The organism is Actinoallomurus sp. CA-150999 (assembly GCF_050942425.1).
GTDB lineage: Bacteria > Actinomycetota > Actinomycetes > Streptosporangiales > Streptosporangiaceae > Actinoallomurus.
In genome coordinates, this window is sequence record NZ_CP192063.1 from 7506452 (window position 1) to 7528144 (window position 21693).

The window sequence follows — 21693 nt, forward strand, 5'->3', positions numbered from 1 at the left end:
GCCCCTGTCGGCATGAACGCTCCGCCCATCGATCCTGCCGGCGTCACGCCTCGGCGAGCAGCCGCGCCGCGCCTGACCGGCTGAAGATCTCCTGGGACGCCAGTGCGATCGCGCCGACGATCCCCGCGTCGCTGCCGAGCTGACTCGACGTGATGATGAGCTTGCGCGTCGCCAGCGGCAGCGCCTGTTCGTACACGGCGGCGCGGACGCCGGACAGGATCTCGTCCTGCAGTTCGGTCAGCGGGCCGCCCAGCACCAGCATGCGCGGGTTGATCGTGTGAACGAGCATCGCCACGACCTCGCCGATGGTCGCGGCCGCCTGGCGGATGCGGTGCAGCGCCCGGGTGTCGCTGCCGGCGACCAGGCGGGCCAGCTCGCGCGAGGCGTGCAACCGGTCGTCGACCGAGGAGGAGTCGATGCCGAGGTCGGTGAGCACCGCGCGGTAACTCGCCACGGCCTCCAGGCAGCCGGTCTTGCCGCACCGGCAGACGACGTCACTCCGGCTGGACGCGCGGATGTGCCCGATGTCGCCGGCCGCGCCGTCGGCGCCGCGGTGCACCGAGCCGTCCGCCGTCACGATGCCGGCTCCGATGCCGGACGCGACCTTGATGACCAGCAGCGGCGTGTCGGCCATCTCCTGGGTCGCCTCGCCCAGCGCCATCAGGTTCACGTCGTTGTCGACCGTGACCGGGGCGCCGAACTGCTCGCGCAGATGATCCCCGACGGGGTAGCCGTCCCACCCGGGCATGATCGGCGGGCGCACGGCGCACCCCCGGTGGAAGTCGACCGGCGCCGGAAGCCCGGCGACGACGTGGCGCACCGGGACCGAGTCGTGGCCGTGCTCGGTGAGCATCGAACGCAGCCTTCCCGTCACCGCGGCCAGCAGCTCCTCCGGGCCGTTCTCGACGGACATGGTGACGATCTCGCGGGCGATGACGGTGCCGCCGAGGTCGGCGATCGCGAGCTGGGTCGCCGCGACGTCCACGTCCGCGACCGCGATCATGCCGGCGCGCGGGCTGATGGCCAGCGCCCGGGGCGGCCGGCCGCGTACCGACTGGCTCGACTCGGTCTCCTCGACGAGCCCGAGGTCGATCAGGGCGTCGACCTGTTGGCTGACGGTCGACCGGGCGAGGCCGGTGAGCCGCGCGATCGCCGCACGGCTGGTGGCCTCACGGTCGGCGATCATGCAGAGCACTTTGTGCAGCGCGATCGCCACCGGCGCCGGCGCGTCGTCGCCGGAGGCCTTCACCCCTTTTTGCATGCGATCAAACTAAAGACGGCATCTTGTGGCTGTCAATGCACTCAATCATGCTCAAATAACTCAAAAGTCTCCCGCCTGGAGGTCTGAACGTGGCGCATCCGCGCATTCAAGCGGTCGTCGTCGGCGCCGGAATGATCGGTTCGGTCCACGCGACTGCCATCCGCAGCGTCGGCGCCACCGTGCGCGGCGTCGTCGGTTCCACCCCGAGCCGCTCCGCCGCGCTGGCCGACGAATGGGACGTCCCCGTCCGCTACCCGGACCTCGACGCCGTACTCGCCGATGACGCCGTGGACGTGGTGCACATCTGCACGCCGAACTCGTTGCACGCCGACCAGGCGGCGGCGGCGTTGCGGGCCGGCAAGCACGTGATCTGCGAGAAGCCGATCGCGACGTCGCTCGCCGACGCGCAGCGGCTCGCCTCGGCCGCCGCGGAGGCGGATCGGACGCTCGCCGTGCCGTTCGTGTACCGGTACCACCCGCTGGTCCGCGAGATCCGGGCGCGCCGGATGAACGGAGAGTTCGGCGCCTGGCAGCTCCTGCACGGCAGTTACCTGCAGGACTGGATGCTGGACGGCGGCACCGGGAACTGGCGTGTCGACGCCGTGAGCGGCGGGCCGTCCCGCGCCTTCGCCGACATCGGCTCGCACTGGTGCGACCTCGTCGAGTGGGTGGCCGGGGTGCGGTTCCACGAGGTGACGGCGCGGCTCGGCATCACCCGGCCCGAACGCCCCGCGGGCGGCGGCACGACCTTCGGCGCGCGCGGCGAGGCGAACGGAGCGGGCCGTCTGCGGCCGGTCACCACCGAGGACGTCGCCACGATCCTGCTGCGGACCGCGGACGGGATCCTGGGCTCGCTCACGGTGTCGCAGGTCTCCGCCGGCCGCAAGAACCGGCTCTGGTTCGAACTCGACGGCGCGGACGGCAGCGCCGTCTTCGACCAGGAGAACCCGGAGTCGGTGTGGCTCGGCGACGCCGGCGGCGCCCGGCTCGTCGTACGGGACCCCAACCAGGGATCGGCCGAGCAGCGCCGCCTGGCCACCCTGCCGGCGGGACACGCGCAGGGCTACGCCGACTGCTTCCGCGCGTTCGTCGACGACGCCTACGCGGCCATGGCCGGGCGGCGGCCCGAGGGGCTCCCGACCGTCGCGGACGGCGTCCGCTCCGCGCAGCTGGTCGACGCGGTACTGCGGGCCGACGCCGGCCTGACCTGGACCTCGGTGGAACCGTCATCGGTGAAGGACACGAAGGAGCTGAGCGCATGAAACTGGGCATGCTGACCGCCTGTCTCCCCCAGCTGACACTCGAGGAGATCGCCGCCTGGGCCGCCGGCGCCGGGTATGAGGCGCTCGAGGTGGCGTGCTGGCCGGACACCGGCGGACGCGACTTCGAGGCGGCCCATCTCCCCGTGGCGAGCCTCGGTCCCGAGGACGTCGAGAACACCCGTAAGTGCTTCGCCGAGCACCGGCTCACCCTGTCCGCGCTCGCCTACTACGAGAACAACCTGCACCCGGATCCCGTACGGCGCGCGGAGATCCGGACGCACCTCATCCACACGATCGACGCCGCCGCCGCACTCGGCGTGCCGTACGTCGGGACGTTCATCGGCCGCGACTGGACCAGGCCCGTGCGGGAGAACCTCGCCGAGGCCGAGCCGATCTTCCGTGAGCTGGTCGACTACGCGGGCGAGCGCGACGTCAAGATCATCATCGAGAACTGCGTGATGGAGGGGTGGCATCCGGACGGGTACCCGGGCAACCTCGCGTACTCGCCGGAGCTGTGGGAGTGGATGTTCTCGCTCGGGCTGTACCTCAACTGGGATCCGTCGCACCTCGTCTGGATCGGCATCGACCCGGTCACGACGATCGCGCCGTACGCCGAGCGCATCGTGCACGCCCAGGCCAAGGACATCCAGCTCGACGCCGCCGCGGTGAACCGGTACGGGTTCTTCGGCAAGGCGGTGAACCGGCCGAACCCCTGGGACGTCGGCTGGTGGCGGTACCGGGTGCCCGGTCGCGGCCAGGTCGACTGGGGCGCCGTGGTCGACGCCCTCTACGAGCACGGCTTCACCGGGACGCTGTCGGTCGAGCACGAGGACCCCGTCTGGGGCGGCGACGTCACCCGCGTTGAACAGGGCCTCTCGATCGCGCACCGCACCCTGCGCCCGCTCATCGTCGCTTAACCGGCCGACGTCACCAGGAAGGGGAGATACGTGGCGACATCGCCTCAGCATCACCGCATCGGAATCCTCGGGTGCGGCAACATCTTCGACCGCTATGTCACCGGCATGGCCCGGTACCCCGAGCTCGAGATCGTCCGCGTCGCCGACGTCGACGTCGCGAGGGCCGAGCGCGCCGCCGGAGCGCACGGCATTCCGGCGTGGGGGAACGACGACGACCTCTACGCCGACGACTCGGTCGACATCGTGGTGAACCTGACCCCGCCGGCGCACCACGCGACCACCATCATCCGGGCGCTGGACTCCGGCCACCACGTCTACGTCGAGAAGCCGATCGCCACCACCGTCGCCGACGCGAGGAAGGTGCTGGCGGCGGCCGAGGCCAGTGGGCGTCTCCTCGGTTCCGCCCCGGACACCTTCCTCGGCAGCGCGTGCCAGACCGCGCGCCGGGCGCTCGACGACGGGCTGATCGGCGAACCCGTCGGCGCGTCGGCGTTCATCCGGCACAGCAGGGCCGAGAGGTGGCATCCGGACCCGCGGTTCCTCTTTCAGGCGGGTGGCGGTCCGGTGCTGGACATGGGGCCGTACTACGTCGCCGCGCTGGTGAACCTGCTCGGCCCGATCCGATCCGTGGCGGGAGCCTCCCGTATCGGCGCGCCGACGCGTACGGTGACCGCGCCGGACCGGGCCGTGGACCTCATCGACGTCGAGGTGGCGACCCACGCCTCGGCCGTCCTCGGGTTCGACTCCGGGGTCGTCGGCACGACGCTGATGAGCTTCGACGTCTGGGACACCAACCTGCCCGAAATGGAGATCTACGGCACCGAGGGGACGCTCTCACTGCCCACTCCGAACCACTTCGACGGCGACGTCCGGGTGAAGCGGCACGGCGACGCGGACTGGTCCGTCCTGCCGCCGGTCGTGGAGCTGTTCGGAGCCGTCGGCACCAAGGAGCAGGCGCGCCGGGGCCTGGGCGTCCGGGACCTGGCCGACGCGATCGAGGGCGGCCCGCACCGCGCGACCGCCGCGTTCGCCTTCCACGTGCTCGAGGTGCTGTCCGCGATCGGCGGACCGGGGCAGGTCACGCCGATGGAGAGCACGTGCGAGCGCCCGGCCGGTCGTTTCGAGAAATGACCGGATAGGGCCCGGACAACCGCATCGTTTATGACGCGGAAAAAACTAAATCCGGCAGTCTTGCACCTGTCTGCGACACCAATCATGCTCACCAGCTACATAACCAACGTCGAATCGGCCAAAACCGGTCGTCGTTCCGCTCAGTGGACCGGAACGCCATACCACCGGGCCGGTCGGTAGCCACGATCGTTCATCACTCGCCGTTCGCCACCTCGTTCCTTCAGAAGGTCTTGAGGAGTTTCAATGTCACCGACCACCTCAGCCTGGCGGCACCGGATCGCCGCAGGCGTCGCCGGCGCGGCCGTCCTCGTGTCCACCGCATGCAGTGCAGCCCAGCAGGGCGCCGTCGGGAAGTCCACGGCCGCCGGCCCGGTACGCGACGGCGGCACCCTCGTGGTCGGGCAGTCGAGCGACGCCGACCCGGGCTCGTTCCTCAAGACCTCGATCGGCAACATCCTGTCGGAGTACGCGGTCTTCGAGACGCTGACGCTCATCGACCCGCGTACGGGGCAGCCCCACGGTGTCCTGGCCTCGTCGTGGACGCTGGCCAAGGACGCCAAGAGCATGGACCTCAAGCTCCGCGACGACGTGACCTTCCACAGCGGCCGCAAGCTGACCGCGGACGACGTCATCTTCACCATCCAGAAGGCCCAGGACCCGAAAACCGGGGCGGCGAACCAGTCGATCGCCGGTCAGATCTCCCACCTGGAGAAGAAGGGCGACGACGAGCTGACTCTCACGTTCAAGCAGCCGCTGCCGAACATCTTCGACCTGTTCGAGACGATGCCGATCCTGAACAAGGACACCTACGGCGACTACGCGGCGGGCCGGAACGTCGACGGCACCGGACGCTTCGTATGGAAGTCGTGGACCCCGGGCGGCAAGATCATGCTCGGCAAGTACGCGAACTACCGCGACGCCAAGAACACCCATCTCGACGCCATCGAGATCGACATCATCAAGGATCCGACCGCGATGACCGCGGCGGTCCGCAGCGGGCGCGTCCAGTACGGCGCCGGCATGGCGGCGCTGGACTCGAGGAGCCTGAGCGGGCAGGCCGGCTACGCCCTCGTGACGTCCGGCGGCTCGGCGATCCCGCTCGCGTTCGACGTGACCAAGCCGCCGTTCAACAACAAGACCGTACGGCAGGCGATCCAGTACGCCATCGACCGCAACCGCATCGTGCAGCAGGTCGAGGGCGGCCAGGCGACGGCGACCAACCTGCCCTGGAAGCCGACCACCGTCGGCTATGACGCCGCGCAGGCCAAGCAGTACACCTACCAGCCGGACAAGGCCAAGCAGCTGCTCGCGCAGGCGGGCGTGAAGAACACCTCGTTCGACATGGTCACGCTGAACACCCCCGAGGCCACCGGCATCTTCCAGATCGTCAAGAACAACCTGACGGCCATCGGGCTGAACCCCCGGCCGGTGGCCCTCGCCGCGGCCGACTACGACGCGCGGATCGCGAAGAAGGACATGGGCGCTCCCGCCTTCCTGATGCAGGCCAGCAACGGCCTGTCCCCGGCGAGCGCCGTCCTGAACCGGCCGGAGCTCCTCCCGAAGGGCAACCTCTCGCACCTCCAGGACCCGGAGTACGGCCGTCTCGTCGACGCGGTCACGAAGGCCACCGCCGGCACCGACCAGCAGAAGGCCCTGAAGGACTACGACGCGTACTACATCGACCAGGCTTTCGCGGTCCCGCTGATCATCCGCCCCACGCTGACCGTGCGCTCGGCGGCCGTGAACGGCATCACGCCGACGCAGATGGGCTTCCTCGATGTCAGCCGGGCGTGGCTGTCCAAGTGACGGAACGACGGAGCGAACGACGGTAGGCAGGTCATGGTCCGGTTCCTGATACGCAAGGTCCCCTCGGTGGTGTTCGTGCTGTTCACCGGCTCGATCGTCGCGTTCGCCCTGCCTCGCCTGGCACCGGGGAACGTCGCCGTCAGCCTCGCCGGCCCCGACCCCACCGCGGCCAACATCGCCGCGATCCGGCAGCAGCTGGGCCTGGACCGGCCGCTCATGGTCCAGTACTGGAACTGGATCAGCGGGTTGTTCCGCGGCGACCTCGGCCAGTCCTACCTGCTGCACCGGAGCGTCGCGAGCGTCATCGGCGACCGTCTCGAGAGCACCGTCGAACTCGCCGTCCTGTCGACGCTGCTCGTCATCGCGATCGGAACGGTCCTGGGCGTCCTGGCCGGCTCGAGCGGACGCCGCTGGGCCCGGGCCGTCCTCGACCTGACCAACAGCCTCTTCATCGCCGTGCCGTCGTTCCTCATCGGCGTGCTGCTGATCCTCGTGTTCGGCGTGCTGAACCGCTGGTTGCCGGTCAACGGCGAGGTCGGCTTCCTGCACGACCCGGCGGTCGGCATCCAGTTCCTCATCCTGCCGGCGTTCGCGCTGGCGCTGTCCCCGGCCGCGACCGTCGCCCGCCTCCTGCAGACGGAGATGCGCGCGGCCGGGAACGAGGAGTACGTCGACCTCGCGCGGAGCAAAGGGGCGTCCGCCGCGCGGATCACCGTCCGCCATGTGCTGCGGAACAGCGTCGGAACCGCGGTCGTCGCCGTCGGACTCCAGATCGGGAACCTGCTCGCCGGCGCGATCGTGATCGAGGCGATCTTCAACCGGAACGGCCTCGGCCAGCTCGTCGTGTCCAGCGTGCAGACGCGCGACTTCACCGTGCTGCAGGTGCTGATCGTCGGTGCCGTCTTCGTCGCGGTGGCCTGCCAGATCCTCACCGAGATCGTCCTGGCGGCACTGGACCCGCGGATCAAGTTGGGAGACTAGGCATGGCAGATCTGCAGCTCGCACCCCCCGACGTGGCCGCACCGGACGCGCGTCGGCGACTGAACCCCACCCTGGCGCGTTACCTGTCGGCGTTCCGCACGCCGAAGGGCGTGACCGGCCTGGCGATTCTCCTGGTTCTGGGGCTCGCCGCCCTGTTCGCGCCCGTGCTGTTCCCCGGCGGCTACGACCGGCAGGGCCCGAACGCGCTGACCGGCATCTCGGCCGAGCACATCTTCGGCGTCGACGAGTTCGGCCGGGACATCTTCGTCCGCAGCGTCTACGGACTCCGCATCGACCTGAGCCTGATCCTCACCGCGGTGCCCCTCTGCATGGTGATCGGAACGCTGCTCGGCCTGAGCGGCGCGATCTCCGAACGCCTGGGCGCCGCGGTACAGCGTCTCCTCGATGTCATCCTCGGCTTTCCGGGCCTGATCCTGGGGATCTGCCTGGTGGCCGTGCTCCGGCCCGGCTGGATGGCGCTGTTCCTCACGATCCTGATCACCGGCCTCCCCAGCACGGGACGGCTGGCTCGGGGCGCGTGGCTGAGCCAGCAGAACCGGGAGTACGTCCTCGCCGCTCGGGTGCTGGGCGTCTCGCGGCGCCAACTGCTCGTCCGCCACGTCCTGCCGAACGCCATGGACGCGATCGTCGTCAACGGCACCGTCTGGATGGTCGTCGGCGTCTATATCGAGGCCGGGCTGAGCATCGTCGGTCTCGGCGTGCAACCGCCGACGCCCTCGCTCGGCGTCCTGCTCAACAACGGCCTGCGGTTCATCACCCAGTCGTCCACGTACATCGTCGGCCCGGCACTGCTCATCCTGCTGCTCGCGGTCGGCTTCGGCCTGGTGTCGGACGCACTCAACGAGGCGGTGAACCGGCGTTGACCCCTGCCGACGGCCGACTTCAAGGTGGTGAAACCCCTGTGACCTCTCCCACTCGCCCCGCCGCGACCGAACCACCGGTGACGGCCGAGGACGCCCCGCTGCTGCACGTCGAGGGCCTGCGCACCGAGTTCCGGTTGAAAGGCGGCGGCGTCAAGGCCGTCAACGACGTCACCTTCGACATCTGCCCGGGCGAGGTCGTGGGAATCGTCGGCGAATCCGGCTCGGGCAAGTCGGTGACGGCGCGTTCCATCATGCGTATGGTGCGCCCGCCGGGCGAGGTCGTCGCCGGCTCCGTCCGGCTGAACGGCGAGGACCTGCTCACGCTCCCCGAACGGGAGATGAGGAGCCGCCGCGGCAGCACGGTCGCGATGGTCTTCCAGGACCCTCAGGCCGCGCTCAACCCGGTCATGACGGTGGGCGACCAGATCGTCGAGGCGATGACGGTGCACGGCGTCGGCCGGAAGGCCGCGCGCGAGCGCGCCATGCGACTCCTCGAGCAGGTCGGCATCCCCGACGTCCCGACGAAGATCGACCACTATCCGCACCAGTTCTCCGGAGGCATGCGGCAGCGGGTCGTCATCGCGATCGCGCTGGCGAACGACCCCACGCTGCTGATCGCCGACGAGCCGACCACCGCCCTCGACGTCACCATCCAGGCGCAGATCCTGCGCCTGCTCGCGAAGTTGAGCACCGAGCTCGGCATCGCCATCGCGATCATCACCCATGACATGGGCGTCGTGGCCGAACTCTGCGCCAAGGTCGTCGTGATGTACGGCGGCCGCACGGTGGAGAAGGGCAGCGTCGAGGAGGTCTTCGAGCATCCGCGGCACCCGTACACCGCCGCGCTGCTGGCGGCCATGCCCCGCCTCGACGACGACCGGACCGGTGGGCCGCTGCCGGCGATCCCCGGTGCGCCGCCGGATCCGGCGGCGCTGCCCACCGGCTGTCCCTTCGCGCCCCGCTGCCGATTCGCCGAGGAGGCCTGCGAGCAGGCACCGCCGGCGATGCTCCAGATCGGCGAGCCCGGGCACGAAGTGGCCTGCGTCATCGCCCACCGCGACGCCGACGCGCCGGGCCTTCCCGTTCCCACGCCGACGCGCGACGACGCCGGCCAGGCGGCGGCCGCGCCCCCGGCGACGGATCCCGTCGCGCCGACCGCTCCGCCGACGGAGTCCGTCGTCGCGCCGACGACTCCCCCAACGACGGACCCCGTCCCACCGACCGCTCCCCCAACGACGGACTCCGTCTCGCCGACGGCGCCCCCGGCGACGGACCCCGTCGCGCCGAGCGCTCCTCCGGCGGCCGCGAGCGGTCCGTCGGTGGCGGGGACCGCTGTTCTCGAGGTCCGCGACCTGCGGGTCGACGTCGGATCGCGGCGGCGCGGGCTGTTCCATCGTGAGCCGCCCGTGTACGCGGTCGACGGGGTGAGCCTGTCCGTGCACGCGGGCCGTACGCTCGGGCTCGTCGGCGAGAGCGGCTGCGGCAAGTCGACCCTGTCCCGCAGCATCGTCGGGATCAACCGGATCGCGGGCGGGTCGATCCTCATCGACGGCACCGACGTGAGCGCGATGCGCGACCAGGATCTCGCCCGGGTTCGGACCTCCCTGCAGTACCTCTTCCAGGATCCGTACGCGTCGCTGAACCCGCGGCGCACCATCCGGCAGTCGCTGACCGAGGCGCTCGCCTTGACGGGCGTCGCCGGACGGGCCCGCGAGGAGGAGGCGCGCGACCTGATGGCGCAGGTCGGGCTGCGCGCGGCGCACCTCGACCGCTACCCGCACGCGTTCTCGGGCGGCCAGCGCCAGCGGATCGGCATCGCTCGCGCCCTGGCCCGCAGGCCGCGGGCGCTCATCCTCGACGAACCGGTCTCCGCGCTGGACATGTCGATCCAGGCGCAGATCATCAACCTGCTCGAGAAGCTGCAGAACGAACTCGGGCTCGGCTACCTGTTCATCGCGCACGACCTGTCGGTCGTGCGCCACCTCAGCGACACCGTCGCCGTCATGTACCTCGGCCGGATCGTCGAGTACGGCGACGCCGCCGCGGTGTACGACGCCCCGCAGCACCCCTACACCTCCGCTCTGCTGTCCTCGTCGCCCGTTCCGAAGGTCTCGGCGCGTTCCCGCGAACGCATCGTCCTGCCCGGTGATCTGCCGAGCCCGGCGAACCCGCCGTCCGGCTGCCGGTTCCGCACCCGGTGCCCGATCGGGCCCCTGGTGAACCCGGAACGGACGATCTGCGCCGAGGTCGAACCGCAGCTCACCGCCACCGCCGCGGGTCAGCGCGCCGCCTGCCACTTCGCCGGCGAGCTCGCGTCCCGGTCTTGAGAATCCCGATTGAAAGGAAACGACATGTCCGATGGCTCGACCACCGCGAGGATCGCACTCAACCCGATCCAGTGGATGGCCAGCGATGACGGATGGCTGGACCCGTCCAAGGCGCCCGCGCCGGAGGAGCGGCTGGCACTGATCAAGCAGTCCGGATTCGACGCCGTCATGGCCGAGGTGCCCGCCGACTGGGCCGTGGACCGATACAAGGCGCTCCTGGACGAGGTCGGCCTCGCGCTCGCGCCCGGCTACGCCGTCTGCCGGTCCGACGGCCGGGACGGCAAGGAGGCGGACGTCGTCGCCGGCGCCGCCGCGGTCGCCCGGCAGCACGCCGAGCTCGGCATGACCGAGATCGGTCTGGGCCTCGCGATGGGCAAGGAGAAGCCACGCGTCCTGCATCCCGCACAGGCCTTTGACGCGGACGAATCCCGGGTCGAAGCGGTGACGAAGCTGATCGAGCAGATCTCCGACGTCATGCTCGCCGAGGGCGTACGGCCGTCGCTGCACCCGCACGTCGGCACGTGGATCGAGACCGATGACGAGGCGCGGGCGGTCCTCGAGGCCCTGCCGGCGTCCCGGCTGGGCTTCCTCCCCGACACGGGCCACCTGGCCTGGGCGGGCGCCGACGTCGGCGCGCTCATCAAGGACTACGCCGAGCGGATCCCGTTCGTCCACGTGAAGGACTGCCGGCTCAGTGTCGCCGCCGAGGGCCGCGAGAAGGGCTGGGGATACCAGAAGACGGTCCTCGCCGGGCTGTGGGTCGAGCCCGGCCGCGGCGAGCTCGATCTGACCGGCATCCTGAGCAACCTGCCGGACGCCTTCGACGGGTGGCTGATGGTCGAGGTGGACCGCCCCGACATCGCCGACCCGTACGAGAGCGCGCAGGCGTCGGCCCGCTGGATGCGGAGCACGTTCGCGCCGAGCGAGAGCTGACGCGCACCCGCTGAAAACGGTGACGGCGCCGCCCACGGGCGACGCCGTCACCGCGAAGGATGGGTGGTCAGTCCATCGTCAGGGCGACCTTGCCGACCGCCGCGCCGCTGCGCAGGCGTTCGACGGCCTCCTCCAGCCGGTCGAGGCCGTACCGCTCGATGTTCAGGGTGAGCTCTCCGGAGCCGATCTCGGCCAGGAGACGCTCGCCGACCTCGGCGAGGTCGCGGCCACGCGTCATCAGGTTGACCGGCAGCAGCGCGACGTCGGCGAGCAGGAAGTCCGCCAGGTCGACAGTGAACTCGCGTCCGGCCGAGTAACCGATCAGGACGGCCCGGCCGCGCGGCCGGACGAGCCCGAGCGCGGCGGCCAGCACGGGCCCGCCGACGGTGTCGATGAGCGCGTCGACCGGCCCGCCCAGTGCCTCGGCCGACAGGTCGGCGGCCAGGACCGCCTTGGCGCCGGCGGGGACGTGTTCGAGCTTGGCCGGCCGGCCGACGGCACCGATCACCTCGGCCCCCGCCCGTACGGCGAGCTGCACCGCCATGGAGCCGACGGCACCGGCCGCGCCGGTGACCAGGACCCGCTGCCCCTCGCCGACCTCCGCGACGTCGTGCACGGCCGCCCACGCCGTACCGGCCGGAGAGAAGAAGGAGCAGGCCAGGGCGGGATCCGTACCGGCGGGCGTGGGGACGGCGGCCTTGTCCGGGACGACGGCGTGTTCGGTCCAGCCCCCGTCACGGCGCAGCCCCAGACCGGAGCCGTTCAAGCGGACCAGCGAGCCGACCGGGTGGACGTCCGACGCGACGACCGTGCCGCAGGCGTTCGTGCCCGGGACGAACGGCAGCGTGGGCAGGATGCCGAAGCGGCCGTCCACGATGTTCAGGTCGAGATGGCCGACCTGGGCGGCGTGCACGCGGACGAGTGTCTCGCCCGGCGCGCGCGGCGGCACGGGCCGTTCCACCAGTTGCGGCAGCGATCCGAACCGTTCCAGGATCAGGGCTCGGGAGCTTTCGGTCACAGTTTCACCCCATAGCGGCGCAGGACACGTGAGGATACGACGCGCAGCACCCGGTCGAAGACGAACCCGAGGATGCCGAGCGTGATGATGCCGACGAAGACCCAGTCGATACGACCGTAGTTCCGGGACGTCCAGATCAGCGCGCCGAGGCCGACCTGCGCCGCCACGATCTCGGCCGAGACGATGGTCAGGAAGCTGTTGCCCATGGCCAGGCGGGCGCCCGTGACGATGTGCGGCACCGTGGCCGGCAGCACGACGCTCCGCATGACCTGCCAGCGGCTCGCGCCCAGGCTGGTGGCCGCGCGGAGCTTGGACTCGTTGACCGACAGCACGCCGGCGATGGTGTTCAGCGTGACGATGAAGACGGACGTGTAGAAGATCAGCACGACCTTCGACGACTCGCCGATGCCGAGCCACACCACCGCCAGGGTGACGAAGGCGACCGGCGGAATGAACCGGAAGAACTCGATGTACGGGTCGAGCAGCTGCCGGATCACCGTGAGGCGGCCCATGAGCAGGCCGATGGGCACGCCGACGACCAGTCCGAGGCCCCAGCCGATGAGGATGCGGCGGCTGGAGGCGATGACGGAGTTCAGCAGCGTGCCGTCGGACGCGAGTTCCTTCGCCGCCTTGACGGTCTGCGCCGGCGAGGCGACGAGCGCGGAGCCGTACTTCATCGCCACGAGCTGCCAGACCCCGACGCCGATGGCGATGGAGATCAGGTACATGCCGACGGTGCGGATCCCGCCGGACGCCACGCGGGATCGCCGGTCCCGGATCCGGGGGGCGGTGTCCGCCTGCTCGACGGTGTCGGCGGCCGTCACCCGTCCTCCTCTCCGGTGGCCAGCCCCTGCTCGCGCAGGGCCGCGCGGACCTCCTGGCCGATGTCCTGGCGCAGCTTCTGGTGCAGCGCGATCGCCTCCGATGACGTCTCGTCGCGGGGCCGGGGCAGCTCCACCCGGTAGATGTTCTTGATCGTGGCCGCCGGGCCCGCCGTCATGACCGCGATGCGGTCGGCGAGAATGATCGCCTCGTCGATGTCGTGGGTGACGAACACGACGGTGCACCCGGACTCCCGCCAGATGCGGTCCATCTCCTCCTGCATGACCTGTCGGGTCTGGGCGTCCAGCGCGCCGAACGGCTCGTCCATGAGCACGATGCGCGGCCGGTTCGCCAGGACCCGGGCGATCTGCACCCGCTGCCGCATACCGCCCGACAGCTGGCCCGGGAACTTGCCGGCGAACTTACGGAGGCCGACGAGCCCGAGGTACTCGTCGGCCAGGGCGGACTGCTCCGCACGGGACATGCCACGCATGCGCGGGCCGAAGGCGACGTTCTGCCGCACGGTGAGCCAGTCGAAGAGCGCTTCGCTGCTCTGGAAGACCATGCCGCGTTCCGGCGACGGCCCGGTGACGGCTCGTCCGTCCACGGAGACGCTCCCGGCCGTGGCCGGGGTGAACCCGGCCAGCGCGGACAGCAGAGTCGACTTGCCGCACCCGCTCGGGCCGAGCAGGCACACGAACTCCCCGGCGGCGACGTCGAGGGAGATGTCGTTGACGGCGTGGTAGGCGCCGAAGCTGATGCTCACGCCGTCGATGCGCGTGGCCGCGCCGCGCGCGGCCTCTCGATCGATCTCGGTGGTCAACGCGTCCTCACTTCCCCGCGTGCCGGGTGAACCAGTTCTGGATCACGGCGGCGTTCACGTCCGGCTTCGACTTGACCTTGCCGGTCTGCAGGAAGAAGTCGGCGGTCGACTCGTAGCCCTTCAGGTCGGCGGCGGTGATGTCGCGGACCCCGAAGTCGATCTCCTTGATCGCGGCGACGGTCTGCGCGGTCGGCGCCTTCGCGGCCTTCTGTGTCGCCTCTGCCGCCGCCTGCGGATCGCTCTCGGTCAGCTTGGCGGCCTCGTCGATCGCCTGGGCGACCTTGCCGGCCGCGCTCTGGTTGGCGCTCAGCCACTTGTTCCCGGTGATGAGCCACTGGACGTAGGACAGGCCGTAGTCTCCCGTGTTCTCGACGATCTTCCCGCCGAGCTGCGCGCCCTTGGTCGGCCACGGCTCCCACAGGACGTACGCGTCGATGTTCCCCTTCTGCAGTAGTGCGGGGATCTCCGGCGGGTCGGCGGTGACGAATTTGACGGTCTTGGGGTCGATCTTCTTGGACTCGAGGAACCGCGTCGCGGCGAGTTCCGACAGGCCGGGGACGATCGCCATCTTCTTGATCTGTGAGGGGTCGCCGATGTTCTTGCGCTCGACGACCTTCAGGTACTTCCCGGAGGCCTCGTAGACGAGGAGCGCCCGGAGGTCGGGATTCTGCTGGAGCGTGCCGATCGCCGTCGTGTCCGAGCTGCCGGCCAGCTGTACCTGGCCGGAGGCGATCGCGTCGACGGCGTCGCCGCCCTTGCCGAACTGCACGACGTCGACGTTGACCCCGTGCTTCGCGAACAGCCCTTTCTCCTGGGCGAGGAAGATGGGCGCGTACGACGGATCGACGCCGACCGCGAGGCGGATCTTCGGACCGGCGGCGTTTCCGCCGGCGCCCGCGGAGTCGGTCGTACCGGCGCCGCAGGCGGACATGGTCGTGATCAGTGCGATGGCGGCGGCGAGGGCGCGCCAGGGGATGTGCCGTGCTTTCAAAGAGCACCTCGCTGGCAGTGGGCCGGGAACCCCGGTGTGGGTTCGACGTTGGCCGGAGTTCGTCGCACCGTAAGGTCGTCGGCGCTCACGCCGCATGACCGAGGGTCCACTCACCGGAACGTCGCCGGATCGTCATCCGCGACGACGCGCCGGCGGTGCCGGTCTGCTCAGCGAGACGTTTCCGTAGGCAAGTCCTCCACGGCGATCGATCATCTCGTCATCGCTCAGTTGGACATTCTGGAGGACGGCCCATGACCGAGCCCGACTCGCCCGCCTCCCAGGGCGGGGACACCCGCCCGGCGGGACGACGGCCCAAGCGGCCCGGACGACAGGACTGGTCGTCCTGGCCCGAGTACGACGCGGCCGCCGCGGGTTTCCGCGGGTACTGGTACCCGGCCACCTGGTCGAGCCACGTGACCGGCAAGCCCACCGCGGTCACCCTGTGCGGCGAGAAGATCGCGCTGGTCCGCGACGGCGGGCAGGTGCACGCCCTGCACGACCGCTGCCCGCACCGCGGCGTTCCCCTGTCGCTCGGCGACCAGCAGTTCCCCGGCACGCTCAGCTGCCCGTACCACGGGTGGACATTCCGCCTCGGCGACGGCGAGTTGTGCGCGGTCATCACCGACGGACCCCAGTCGCGGATCTGCGGCAAGGTCCGGGTGCAGACCTACCCGGTGGCCGAACGCCTCGGCATGGTGTGGGTGTACGTGCCGCTCGCCGACGAGGAGCCGCACCCGATCGACTCGCAGCTGCCCGAGGAACTGGTCGACAACGCCTTCATGATGGGCGGCCGCATCGAGCCGCGGGCCGGGAACTGGCGGTTCGCGTGCGAGAACGGCTTCGACGAGGGGCACGCGAAGTACCTGCACCGGACGTCGCTGTGGCGGCTGTTCAAGGCCATGCCCACCTGGAACATCACGAGGATCGTCCCCGACGGACGCTGGATCTACCGGGTGCAGGACGAGGTGCACTGGGAGGCCGACTTCCCCGGCGTGGGCCGGTGGACCGGCAAGCGCTGGTGGAAGATCCAGCCGCCTAAGGAGACCTTCAACCTCGGCAACACCGGCAAGCCGAAGAAGGTCGACCCGGTCATCGAGTCCCGGGGATTCCCCGGCTTCGCCTCGCTGTCCATGCCCGGCGTGCTGCGCATCGCGTACCCGAACTTCATCCACTACGAGTTCTACGTGCCGGTCGACGCCGACAACCACACGTACGTCGGCGTGATGGTCAACTTCACCGAGGGCTGGAAGACCCTCGGCTTCTACGCCAAGTACCTCGGCGCGATCCGCTGGCTGTTCCACGGCCAGTTCTCCGGCCAGGACGCGTGGATGGTCGACGTGACGGACGCGCCGCCGGAGAAGCTCTACCGCCCCGACGTGTCGCTCACCGCCTGGCGGACCCTCGCCGAAGAGGAGACCGCCAAGAAGCGGGCCGAGACCGGCGCCAAGTGACCTGTGAGGAGTCTTTCGTGCGACGCACCCTGCTGACCCTGACCATCGGAGCGGCTCTCGCGGTGGCGGCACCGCTGCTATGGCGCTGGATCGCCCGTACGAGCAACACCCAAGTCCACCGGATCAACCAGTGACGGGCCTGGAGGGGCTGGACGACCGGCGCCGGGACCTGGTCGCGGCGGCCTGGAAGCACGTCACCACGGCGCGGCTGCGCGAACTGATCGTCGGCCTCGTGGACGAGCCCAGCCCCACCGGCGGCGAAGGCCCGCTGGCCGAGTACATCGCGGGCACGCTCGGCGCGGCCGGCATCACGGCGGCGACGCAGCCACTCGACGACCGGCAGGCCAACGCGTGGGGGCGGCTGCCCGGCGACGGCACCGGCCCCGACCTGATGCTGTACGCGCCGATCGACACGCTGACCACCGGTGACGCGGCCGAGGACGCGCCGTGGACCGGCCCGGAGCTGCGGCCCGACATGCGGCCCGCCGCCCGCGTCATGGGCGACCTCGTGGTCGGGCTCGGGGCCTCCAACCCGAAGGGCCACGCCGCGTGCGTGCTGATGGCCGCCGAGGCGATCCACCAGGCGGGGCTGCCGCTGACCGGGGACCTGCTGGTGGCGTTCGGCGCCGGCGGCATGCCCACGAACGCGCTCGCCGGCAGTGTCCGGCGCAATACCGGCCAGGGCGCGGGCTGCTCGTTCCTTCTGGAGCAGGGCCACTGGACGGACTTCGCGGTGATCGCCAAGCCCGGGTGGACGGTCTCCTGGGAGGAGGTCGGGCTGGCCTGGTTCGAGGTGACCGTGGGCGGGATCCACACCTATGTCGGGTCGCGACACCGGCTGCCGTACGACAACGCGATCGCCCGCGCGGGCGAGGTCGCCGTACGGCTGGAGCGCTGGTTCGCCGAGTACGCCGAACGGCACACCGAGGGCACGGTCGCCCCGCAGGGCATCGTCGCCGCGATCGAGGCCGGCCGGTCCCGGATGGCGGCGGTCACGCCGGCCTCCTGCCGCCTGCGGGTGGACCTGCGGCTGAGCCCCCGGACGACGCCGATGGAGGCCAAGCGGGAGTTCGCCGCCGCGCTCGAGGGGATCCGCACCGAGCTGCCCGGCGTCGAGCTGTCGTCGGAGATGGTCCTGGCCATCCCGGGCACCGCGTCCGATCCGGACATGTGGGTGTCCCGCAGCGCGATCGCCGCCTGGGAGGCCCTGGAGGGCCGCGAGCACGAGGTGATCCGCGGCAACAGCGGCGCCACCGACGCCAACATCCTGCGCAATCGCGGCATCCCGACCGTACGGATCGGCATGCCGAAGGTGACCGAGGCGCCCTTCGAGATCGACTTCGCCCTCGGCATGAACACCGTCGACGTCCGCGCGATGGAACGCCTCACCCGGCACCTCATCCGTACGGCGGTCGACACCGTCACCCGTTCTCGATCGGAGGTGGGACTGTGAGCGAGCGAAGCGAGAGAGCCATTAAGCACGGCGTCCTGGTCACGAGTCCGACGCCGGGAGGTCGGTCGGGGTGGGTTGGTCGGGCTAAGAAGGAGGGCTCATGACCGAAATCGTGCTGGGAGTCGGTGCGTCGCACAGCACGCTGATGAACACGCACTGGGAGGAGACGGTCCACAAGGACGAGGCCGGGCGCTTCCGCGACGCCCTGTACGCCGCGCGCGACCGGATCGCCGCTGCCCGGCCGGACACCGTCGTCATCGTGGGCTCGAACCACTTCCGCGGGTTCTGGCTCGACCTCATCCCGAGTTTCACGATCGGGGTCGGCGAATGCGTCGCGAGCGGCGAGTCGGGCACGCCGAAGGGACCGCAGCCGGTCGACGAGGAGCTGGCCCGGCACGTCGCGGACACGCTCGTGGACGGCGGCGGCTTCGACGTCGCGTTCTCGGCCCGGCTGCAGATCGACCACGGTCAGTCGCACGCGATCCAGTACCTGCTCGCCGGGCTGGACGTGGAGATCGTCCCGATCGTCGTGAACGTCTTCGCGCCCCCACTGCCCGCCCTCGCCCGCTGCGACGCGCTGGGACGCGCGATCCGGGAGGCCGTCGAGGCGTTCCCCGGGGACCGGCGCGTCGCCGTGATCGGCTCCGGTGGCCTGTCGCACCGGCTCCCCTGGCCCGACTGGCGCAGCCCGGACGGCGAGGACGAGGAGTTCATGGTCCGGGCGTGGCTCGACGGGCGGAACAACTGGCAGGACTACGACGCACGCCGCCGTCAGATCATCAGGGCCGCCCGGGCTGCGATCAATCCGGAGTTCGACGACGAGCTCCTGACCATGGTCGAGAAGGGCGAACTGCACCGCATCACCACGTACACCACCGAACGCCTCGAAGAGGTCGCCGGCAACGGCGCGCAGGAGGTGCGCACCTGGCTGGTCATGGCCGCCGCGCTCGGCCACGCGCCCGGCCGTCGCCTCGCCTACGAGGTCATCCCCGAATGGCTCACCGGCATGGGCGTCGCCGTCATCGATCCCCACGGAAAGGTTTCCTCATGAGCATCTGGAACGCGCTGGCCGACGTCGACTACCGGCACACTTACGTCGACGCGGGCGGGATCCGGACCCGGGCGCTGCAGGCGGGCCCAGAGGACGGCGAGCACGTCGTCTTCCTGCACGGCACGAGCGGCCACCTCGAGGCGTTCGTCCGCAACATCCCCGAGCACGCCCGGCGGTACCGCTGCCACGCGATCGACATGCTGGGCCACGGGTACACCGGCAAGCCGGACGTCCCGCAGGAGATCCCCGCGTACGTCGACCACCTGATCGCCTACCTCGACGCCGTCGGCGCCGAGCGCGCGCACCTGGTCGGCGAGTCGCTCGGCGGCTGGGTATCGGCGTGGGCGGCGAGCGAGCATCCGGAGCGGGTCGCGTCGCTGCAGTTGCTGTGCATGGGCGGCACCAAGGTCAACCCGCAGGTGATGGAACGCCTGAAGAAGACGACGACCGCCGCGTCCCTCGAGGACGACATCGAGCTCACGCGGAACCGGCTGCGGCTGCTGTGGGCCGAATGGGACGAGGAGTTCGGCGACGAGCTCACCGAGACGCGGTACGCCATCTACCACCGGCCGGACTTCCAGAAGAACCTGCCGAACCTGCTGGCCCTGCAGGAGGTGGAGATCCGCGAGCGCAACCTCCTGCGCCCCGACCGGATGGCCCGGATCACCGCCCCCACGCTGGTCGTCTGGGGCAACAAGAACCCGTTCGGCGACGTCCCCGAGGCGCAGGCGATCGCCGACGCCATCCCGGGGTCCCGGCTGGAGATCTTCAACGAGTGCGGGCACTGGCCCCAGCACGAGCAGGCCGGCCGCTACAACCCGCTGAGCCTCGCGTTCCTCGCGGAGGCGCAATGACCGGAATCCGGAAGGGTGCGGGGACGCCGGAAGCGTGCGGAGGCGCGCGATGACGGGAATTCGCAAGGGCGGGGCGGCGCGATGACGGGGATCCGGAAGGGCGGGGCGGCGCGATGACCGAGATCCGGAAGGGCTACGCGGACACGTCCTTCGGGCAGGTCCACTACGCCGAGTGCGGATCCGGCGCGCCCGTGCTGCTCCTGCACCAGACGCCGCGCTCCTGGGACGAGTACCGCGAGGTGCTCCCCCTCCTCGGCCGGACGCACCGCGCGATCGCCATGGACACGATCGGCTTCGGCGCGTCGGCGCCGGTCGCCGAGCACCGCATCGAGACCTACGCCGCCGCCGTCGTGGAGTTCCTCGACGCGCTCGGCCTCGACCGTACGACGCTGGCCGGCCACCACACCGGTGGCGTCGTCGCGATCGAGGTGGCGGCGCGGGCTCCGGACCGTGTCGAGCGCCTGGTGCTGTCGTCCACGCCGTACGTCGACGCCGCCGCCCGCGAGATGCGGCGGCACCGCCCGGCGATCGACCACGTCGAGATCGACCCCGATGGCACGCACCTCACCGAGCTGTGGCGGCGCCGGCGGGCCTTCTATCCCACGGACCGGCCGGACCTGTTCACCCGGCTGGTCCGGGACGCGCTGGTCGTCGGCCCGGACATGGAGAAGGGGCACGAGGCGGTCAGCGCGTACCGGATGGAGGAGCGGACCGGTCTCGTCCGCTGCCCGGTGCTGTGCGTCGGCGCGTCGGCCGATCCGTTCAGCTTCCCCGAGCTGAAGTCGCTGGCGTCACGTTTTACCGGCCCGACCGTTGCGGTGGTCGAAGGCGGCATGGTTCCTTTGATGGAACTTCATCCCTCCGAGGTAGCCGATCTGATCGCGAGGTTCGCTTCATGACCGTGGTTCCGTTCGCTCGCCCCGCCGCCGAATCTCCGATCAGCCCGCAGAACGACGCCGACGCGATGAACTCCGTTCTCGGCAAGGCGCGCCTGATCATCGAGTCCTTCACCGCGGAGGACGACGTCCTGTCGCTCGCCGAGCTGGTACGGCGCTCGGGGGTGGCGAAGGCCAGCGTGCACCGGCTCGCACAGGAGCTCCTCGAGTGGGGGGTGCTGGAGCGGGCCGGCAACCGGTACCGCCTCGGCCTGCGACTCTTCGAGATCGGCCAGCGGGTGCCCCGGCAGCGGACCCTGCGCGAGGCCGCCCTCCCGTACATGGAGGACCTGCTGATCGCCACGCAGGAGACCATTCACTTCGCCATCCACGACGGCCTCGACGTCCTGTACGTCGAGAAGCTCGTCGTGCACCGGGGCCTGAACAAGCAGTCCCGCATCGCCGGCCGGCTCCCTCTGTACTGCACCGCGACGGGCAAGGTGATCCTCGCGTTCGCGTCCCCGTCTCTGTTCCAGGAGGTCGTACGCAACGGCCTGCGGCCGCTCACCCGCAAGACGGTGGTGCAGCCCGGACTGCTGCGCACGCAGTTGGAGAAGGTCCGGGAGGACCGGTTGGCGGTCGAGGTCGAGGAGACCCGGCTCGGCTACATGAGCGTCGCCGTCCCCGTCTTCAGCGCCCCCACCACCCTCGCGGGAGCACTGTCGATCACGGCACCCACCTGCCGCATGAACGTCGGCCGCTTCACCGGTGCCCTCCGCACCGCCAGCCTCGGCATCTCCCGCACCCTCCAGTCCCTGGCCTGACGCCGCTACCGATGATCACTTTGTCGTGG

19 protein-coding genes are annotated in these 21693 nt (G+C 70.6%); 14 read left to right on the forward strand and 5 right to left on the reverse strand.

The genetic code is table 11. The features are described from left to right. Positions 1-43: 43 nt before the first annotated feature. Positions 44-1261: an ROK family protein gene (locus tag ACQP2O_RS34755; protein ID WP_433172563.1), complete on the reverse strand. Its 1218-nt coding sequence runs from the start codon at positions 1259-1261 to the stop codon at positions 44-46. Between the two features lie 89 nt (positions 1262-1350). On the opposite strand from ACQP2O_RS34755, the gene ACQP2O_RS34760 reads away from it, so the two are divergent. From ACQP2O_RS34760 to ACQP2O_RS34795, 8 genes are all read left to right on the forward strand, one after another. Further along, complete coding sequence (locus ACQP2O_RS34760) at positions 1351-2523, forward strand: Gfo/Idh/MocA family protein (protein WP_433172565.1); 1173 nt, start codon at positions 1351-1353, stop codon at positions 2521-2523. After that, the gene (locus ACQP2O_RS34765) at positions 2520-3440 is read left to right on the forward strand and encodes a sugar phosphate isomerase/epimerase family protein (protein ID WP_433172567.1); all 921 of its coding nucleotides are present in this window, start codon (positions 2520-2522) and stop codon (positions 3438-3440) included. Before ACQP2O_RS34760 ends, ACQP2O_RS34765 begins: the two co-directional genes overlap by 4 nt. Before the next feature lie 30 nt (positions 3441-3470). Further along, the gene (locus ACQP2O_RS34770) at positions 3471-4571 is read left to right on the forward strand and encodes a Gfo/Idh/MocA family protein (protein WP_433172569.1); all 1101 of its coding nucleotides are present in this window, start codon (positions 3471-3473) and stop codon (positions 4569-4571) included. Positions 4572-4814: 243 nt separating this feature from the next. Next, complete coding sequence (locus ACQP2O_RS34775) at positions 4815-6377, forward strand: ABC transporter substrate-binding protein (RefSeq protein ID WP_433172571.1); 1563 nt, start codon at positions 4815-4817, stop codon at positions 6375-6377. Positions 6378-6410: 33 nt separating this feature from the next. Then, positions 6411-7358, forward strand: a complete 948-nt coding sequence (locus tag ACQP2O_RS34780) for an ABC transporter permease (RefSeq protein WP_433172573.1) — start codon at positions 6411-6413, stop codon at positions 7356-7358. A gap of 2 nt (positions 7359-7360) precedes the next feature. Next, positions 7361-8242 carry an ABC transporter permease gene (locus ACQP2O_RS34785; protein WP_433172575.1) on the forward strand — a complete coding sequence of 294 codons (882 nt, stop codon included), beginning with the start codon at positions 7361-7363 and terminating at the stop codon, positions 8240-8242. A 38-nt stretch (positions 8243-8280) separates the two neighbouring features. Then, entirely contained in the window at positions 8281-10569 is a 2289-nt protein-coding gene (locus tag ACQP2O_RS34790; protein WP_433172577.1) for a dipeptide ABC transporter ATP-binding protein, read from the forward strand. A 24-nt stretch (positions 10570-10593) separates the two neighbouring features. Beyond that, positions 10594-11502 (forward strand): sugar phosphate isomerase/epimerase family protein, encoded by a 909-nt coding sequence (locus ACQP2O_RS34795; protein ID WP_433172579.1) that lies wholly within the window; start codon positions 10594-10596, stop codon positions 11500-11502. Between the two features lie 67 nt (positions 11503-11569). Here the strand turns inward: ACQP2O_RS34795 and ACQP2O_RS34800 are convergent, their stop codons facing one another. The 4 genes from ACQP2O_RS34800 to ACQP2O_RS34815 are packed head-to-tail and all read right to left on the reverse strand — an operon-like array spanning position 11570 to position 15156. Continuing rightward, positions 11570-12520, reverse strand: coding sequence for a quinone oxidoreductase family protein (locus ACQP2O_RS34800; protein ID WP_433172581.1), 951 nt, complete (start codon positions 12518-12520; stop codon positions 11570-11572). Next, positions 12517-13344 carry an ABC transporter permease gene (locus ACQP2O_RS34805; protein ID WP_433172583.1) on the reverse strand — a complete coding sequence of 276 codons (828 nt, stop codon included), beginning with the start codon at positions 13342-13344 and terminating at the stop codon, positions 12517-12519. The genes ACQP2O_RS34800 and ACQP2O_RS34805 overlap by 4 nt, the downstream gene beginning before the upstream one ends. Continuing rightward, entirely contained in the window at positions 13341-14165 is an 825-nt protein-coding gene (locus ACQP2O_RS34810) for an ABC transporter ATP-binding protein (RefSeq protein WP_433172585.1), read from the reverse strand. Before ACQP2O_RS34810 ends, ACQP2O_RS34805 begins: the two co-directional genes overlap by 4 nt. A 7-nt stretch (positions 14166-14172) precedes the next feature. Then, positions 14173-15156 carry an ABC transporter substrate-binding protein gene (locus tag ACQP2O_RS34815; RefSeq protein WP_433172587.1) on the reverse strand — a complete coding sequence of 328 codons (984 nt, stop codon included), beginning with the start codon at positions 15154-15156 and terminating at the stop codon, positions 14173-14175. 251 nt (positions 15157-15407) lie between these two features. On the opposite strand from ACQP2O_RS34815, the gene ACQP2O_RS34820 reads away from it, so the two are divergent. From ACQP2O_RS34820 to ACQP2O_RS34845, 6 genes are all read left to right on the forward strand, one after another. Continuing rightward, positions 15408-16607, forward strand: a complete 1200-nt coding sequence (locus ACQP2O_RS34820) for a Rieske 2Fe-2S domain-containing protein (RefSeq protein WP_433172589.1) — start codon at positions 15408-15410, stop codon at positions 16605-16607. A gap of 130 nt (positions 16608-16737) precedes the next feature. Then, entirely contained in the window at positions 16738-18060 is a 1323-nt protein-coding gene (locus ACQP2O_RS34825; RefSeq protein WP_433172590.1) for a M20 family metallopeptidase, read from the forward strand. Between the two features lie 100 nt (positions 18061-18160). Further along, entirely contained in the window at positions 18161-19111 is a 951-nt protein-coding gene (locus ACQP2O_RS34830) for a hypothetical protein (protein ID WP_433172592.1), read from the forward strand. After that, positions 19108-19965, forward strand: a complete 858-nt coding sequence (locus tag ACQP2O_RS34835) for an alpha/beta fold hydrolase (protein WP_433172594.1) — start codon at positions 19108-19110, stop codon at positions 19963-19965. The genes ACQP2O_RS34830 and ACQP2O_RS34835 overlap by 4 nt, the downstream gene beginning before the upstream one ends. Before the next feature lie 113 nt (positions 19966-20078). Next, positions 20079-20864 (forward strand): alpha/beta fold hydrolase, encoded by a 786-nt coding sequence (locus tag ACQP2O_RS34840; protein WP_433172596.1) that lies wholly within the window; start codon positions 20079-20081, stop codon positions 20862-20864. After that, entirely contained in the window at positions 20861-21664 is an 804-nt protein-coding gene (locus ACQP2O_RS34845; RefSeq protein ID WP_433172598.1) for an IclR family transcriptional regulator, read from the forward strand. Before ACQP2O_RS34840 ends, ACQP2O_RS34845 begins: the two co-directional genes overlap by 4 nt. The last annotated feature ends 29 nt before the right edge of the window (positions 21665-21693 follow it).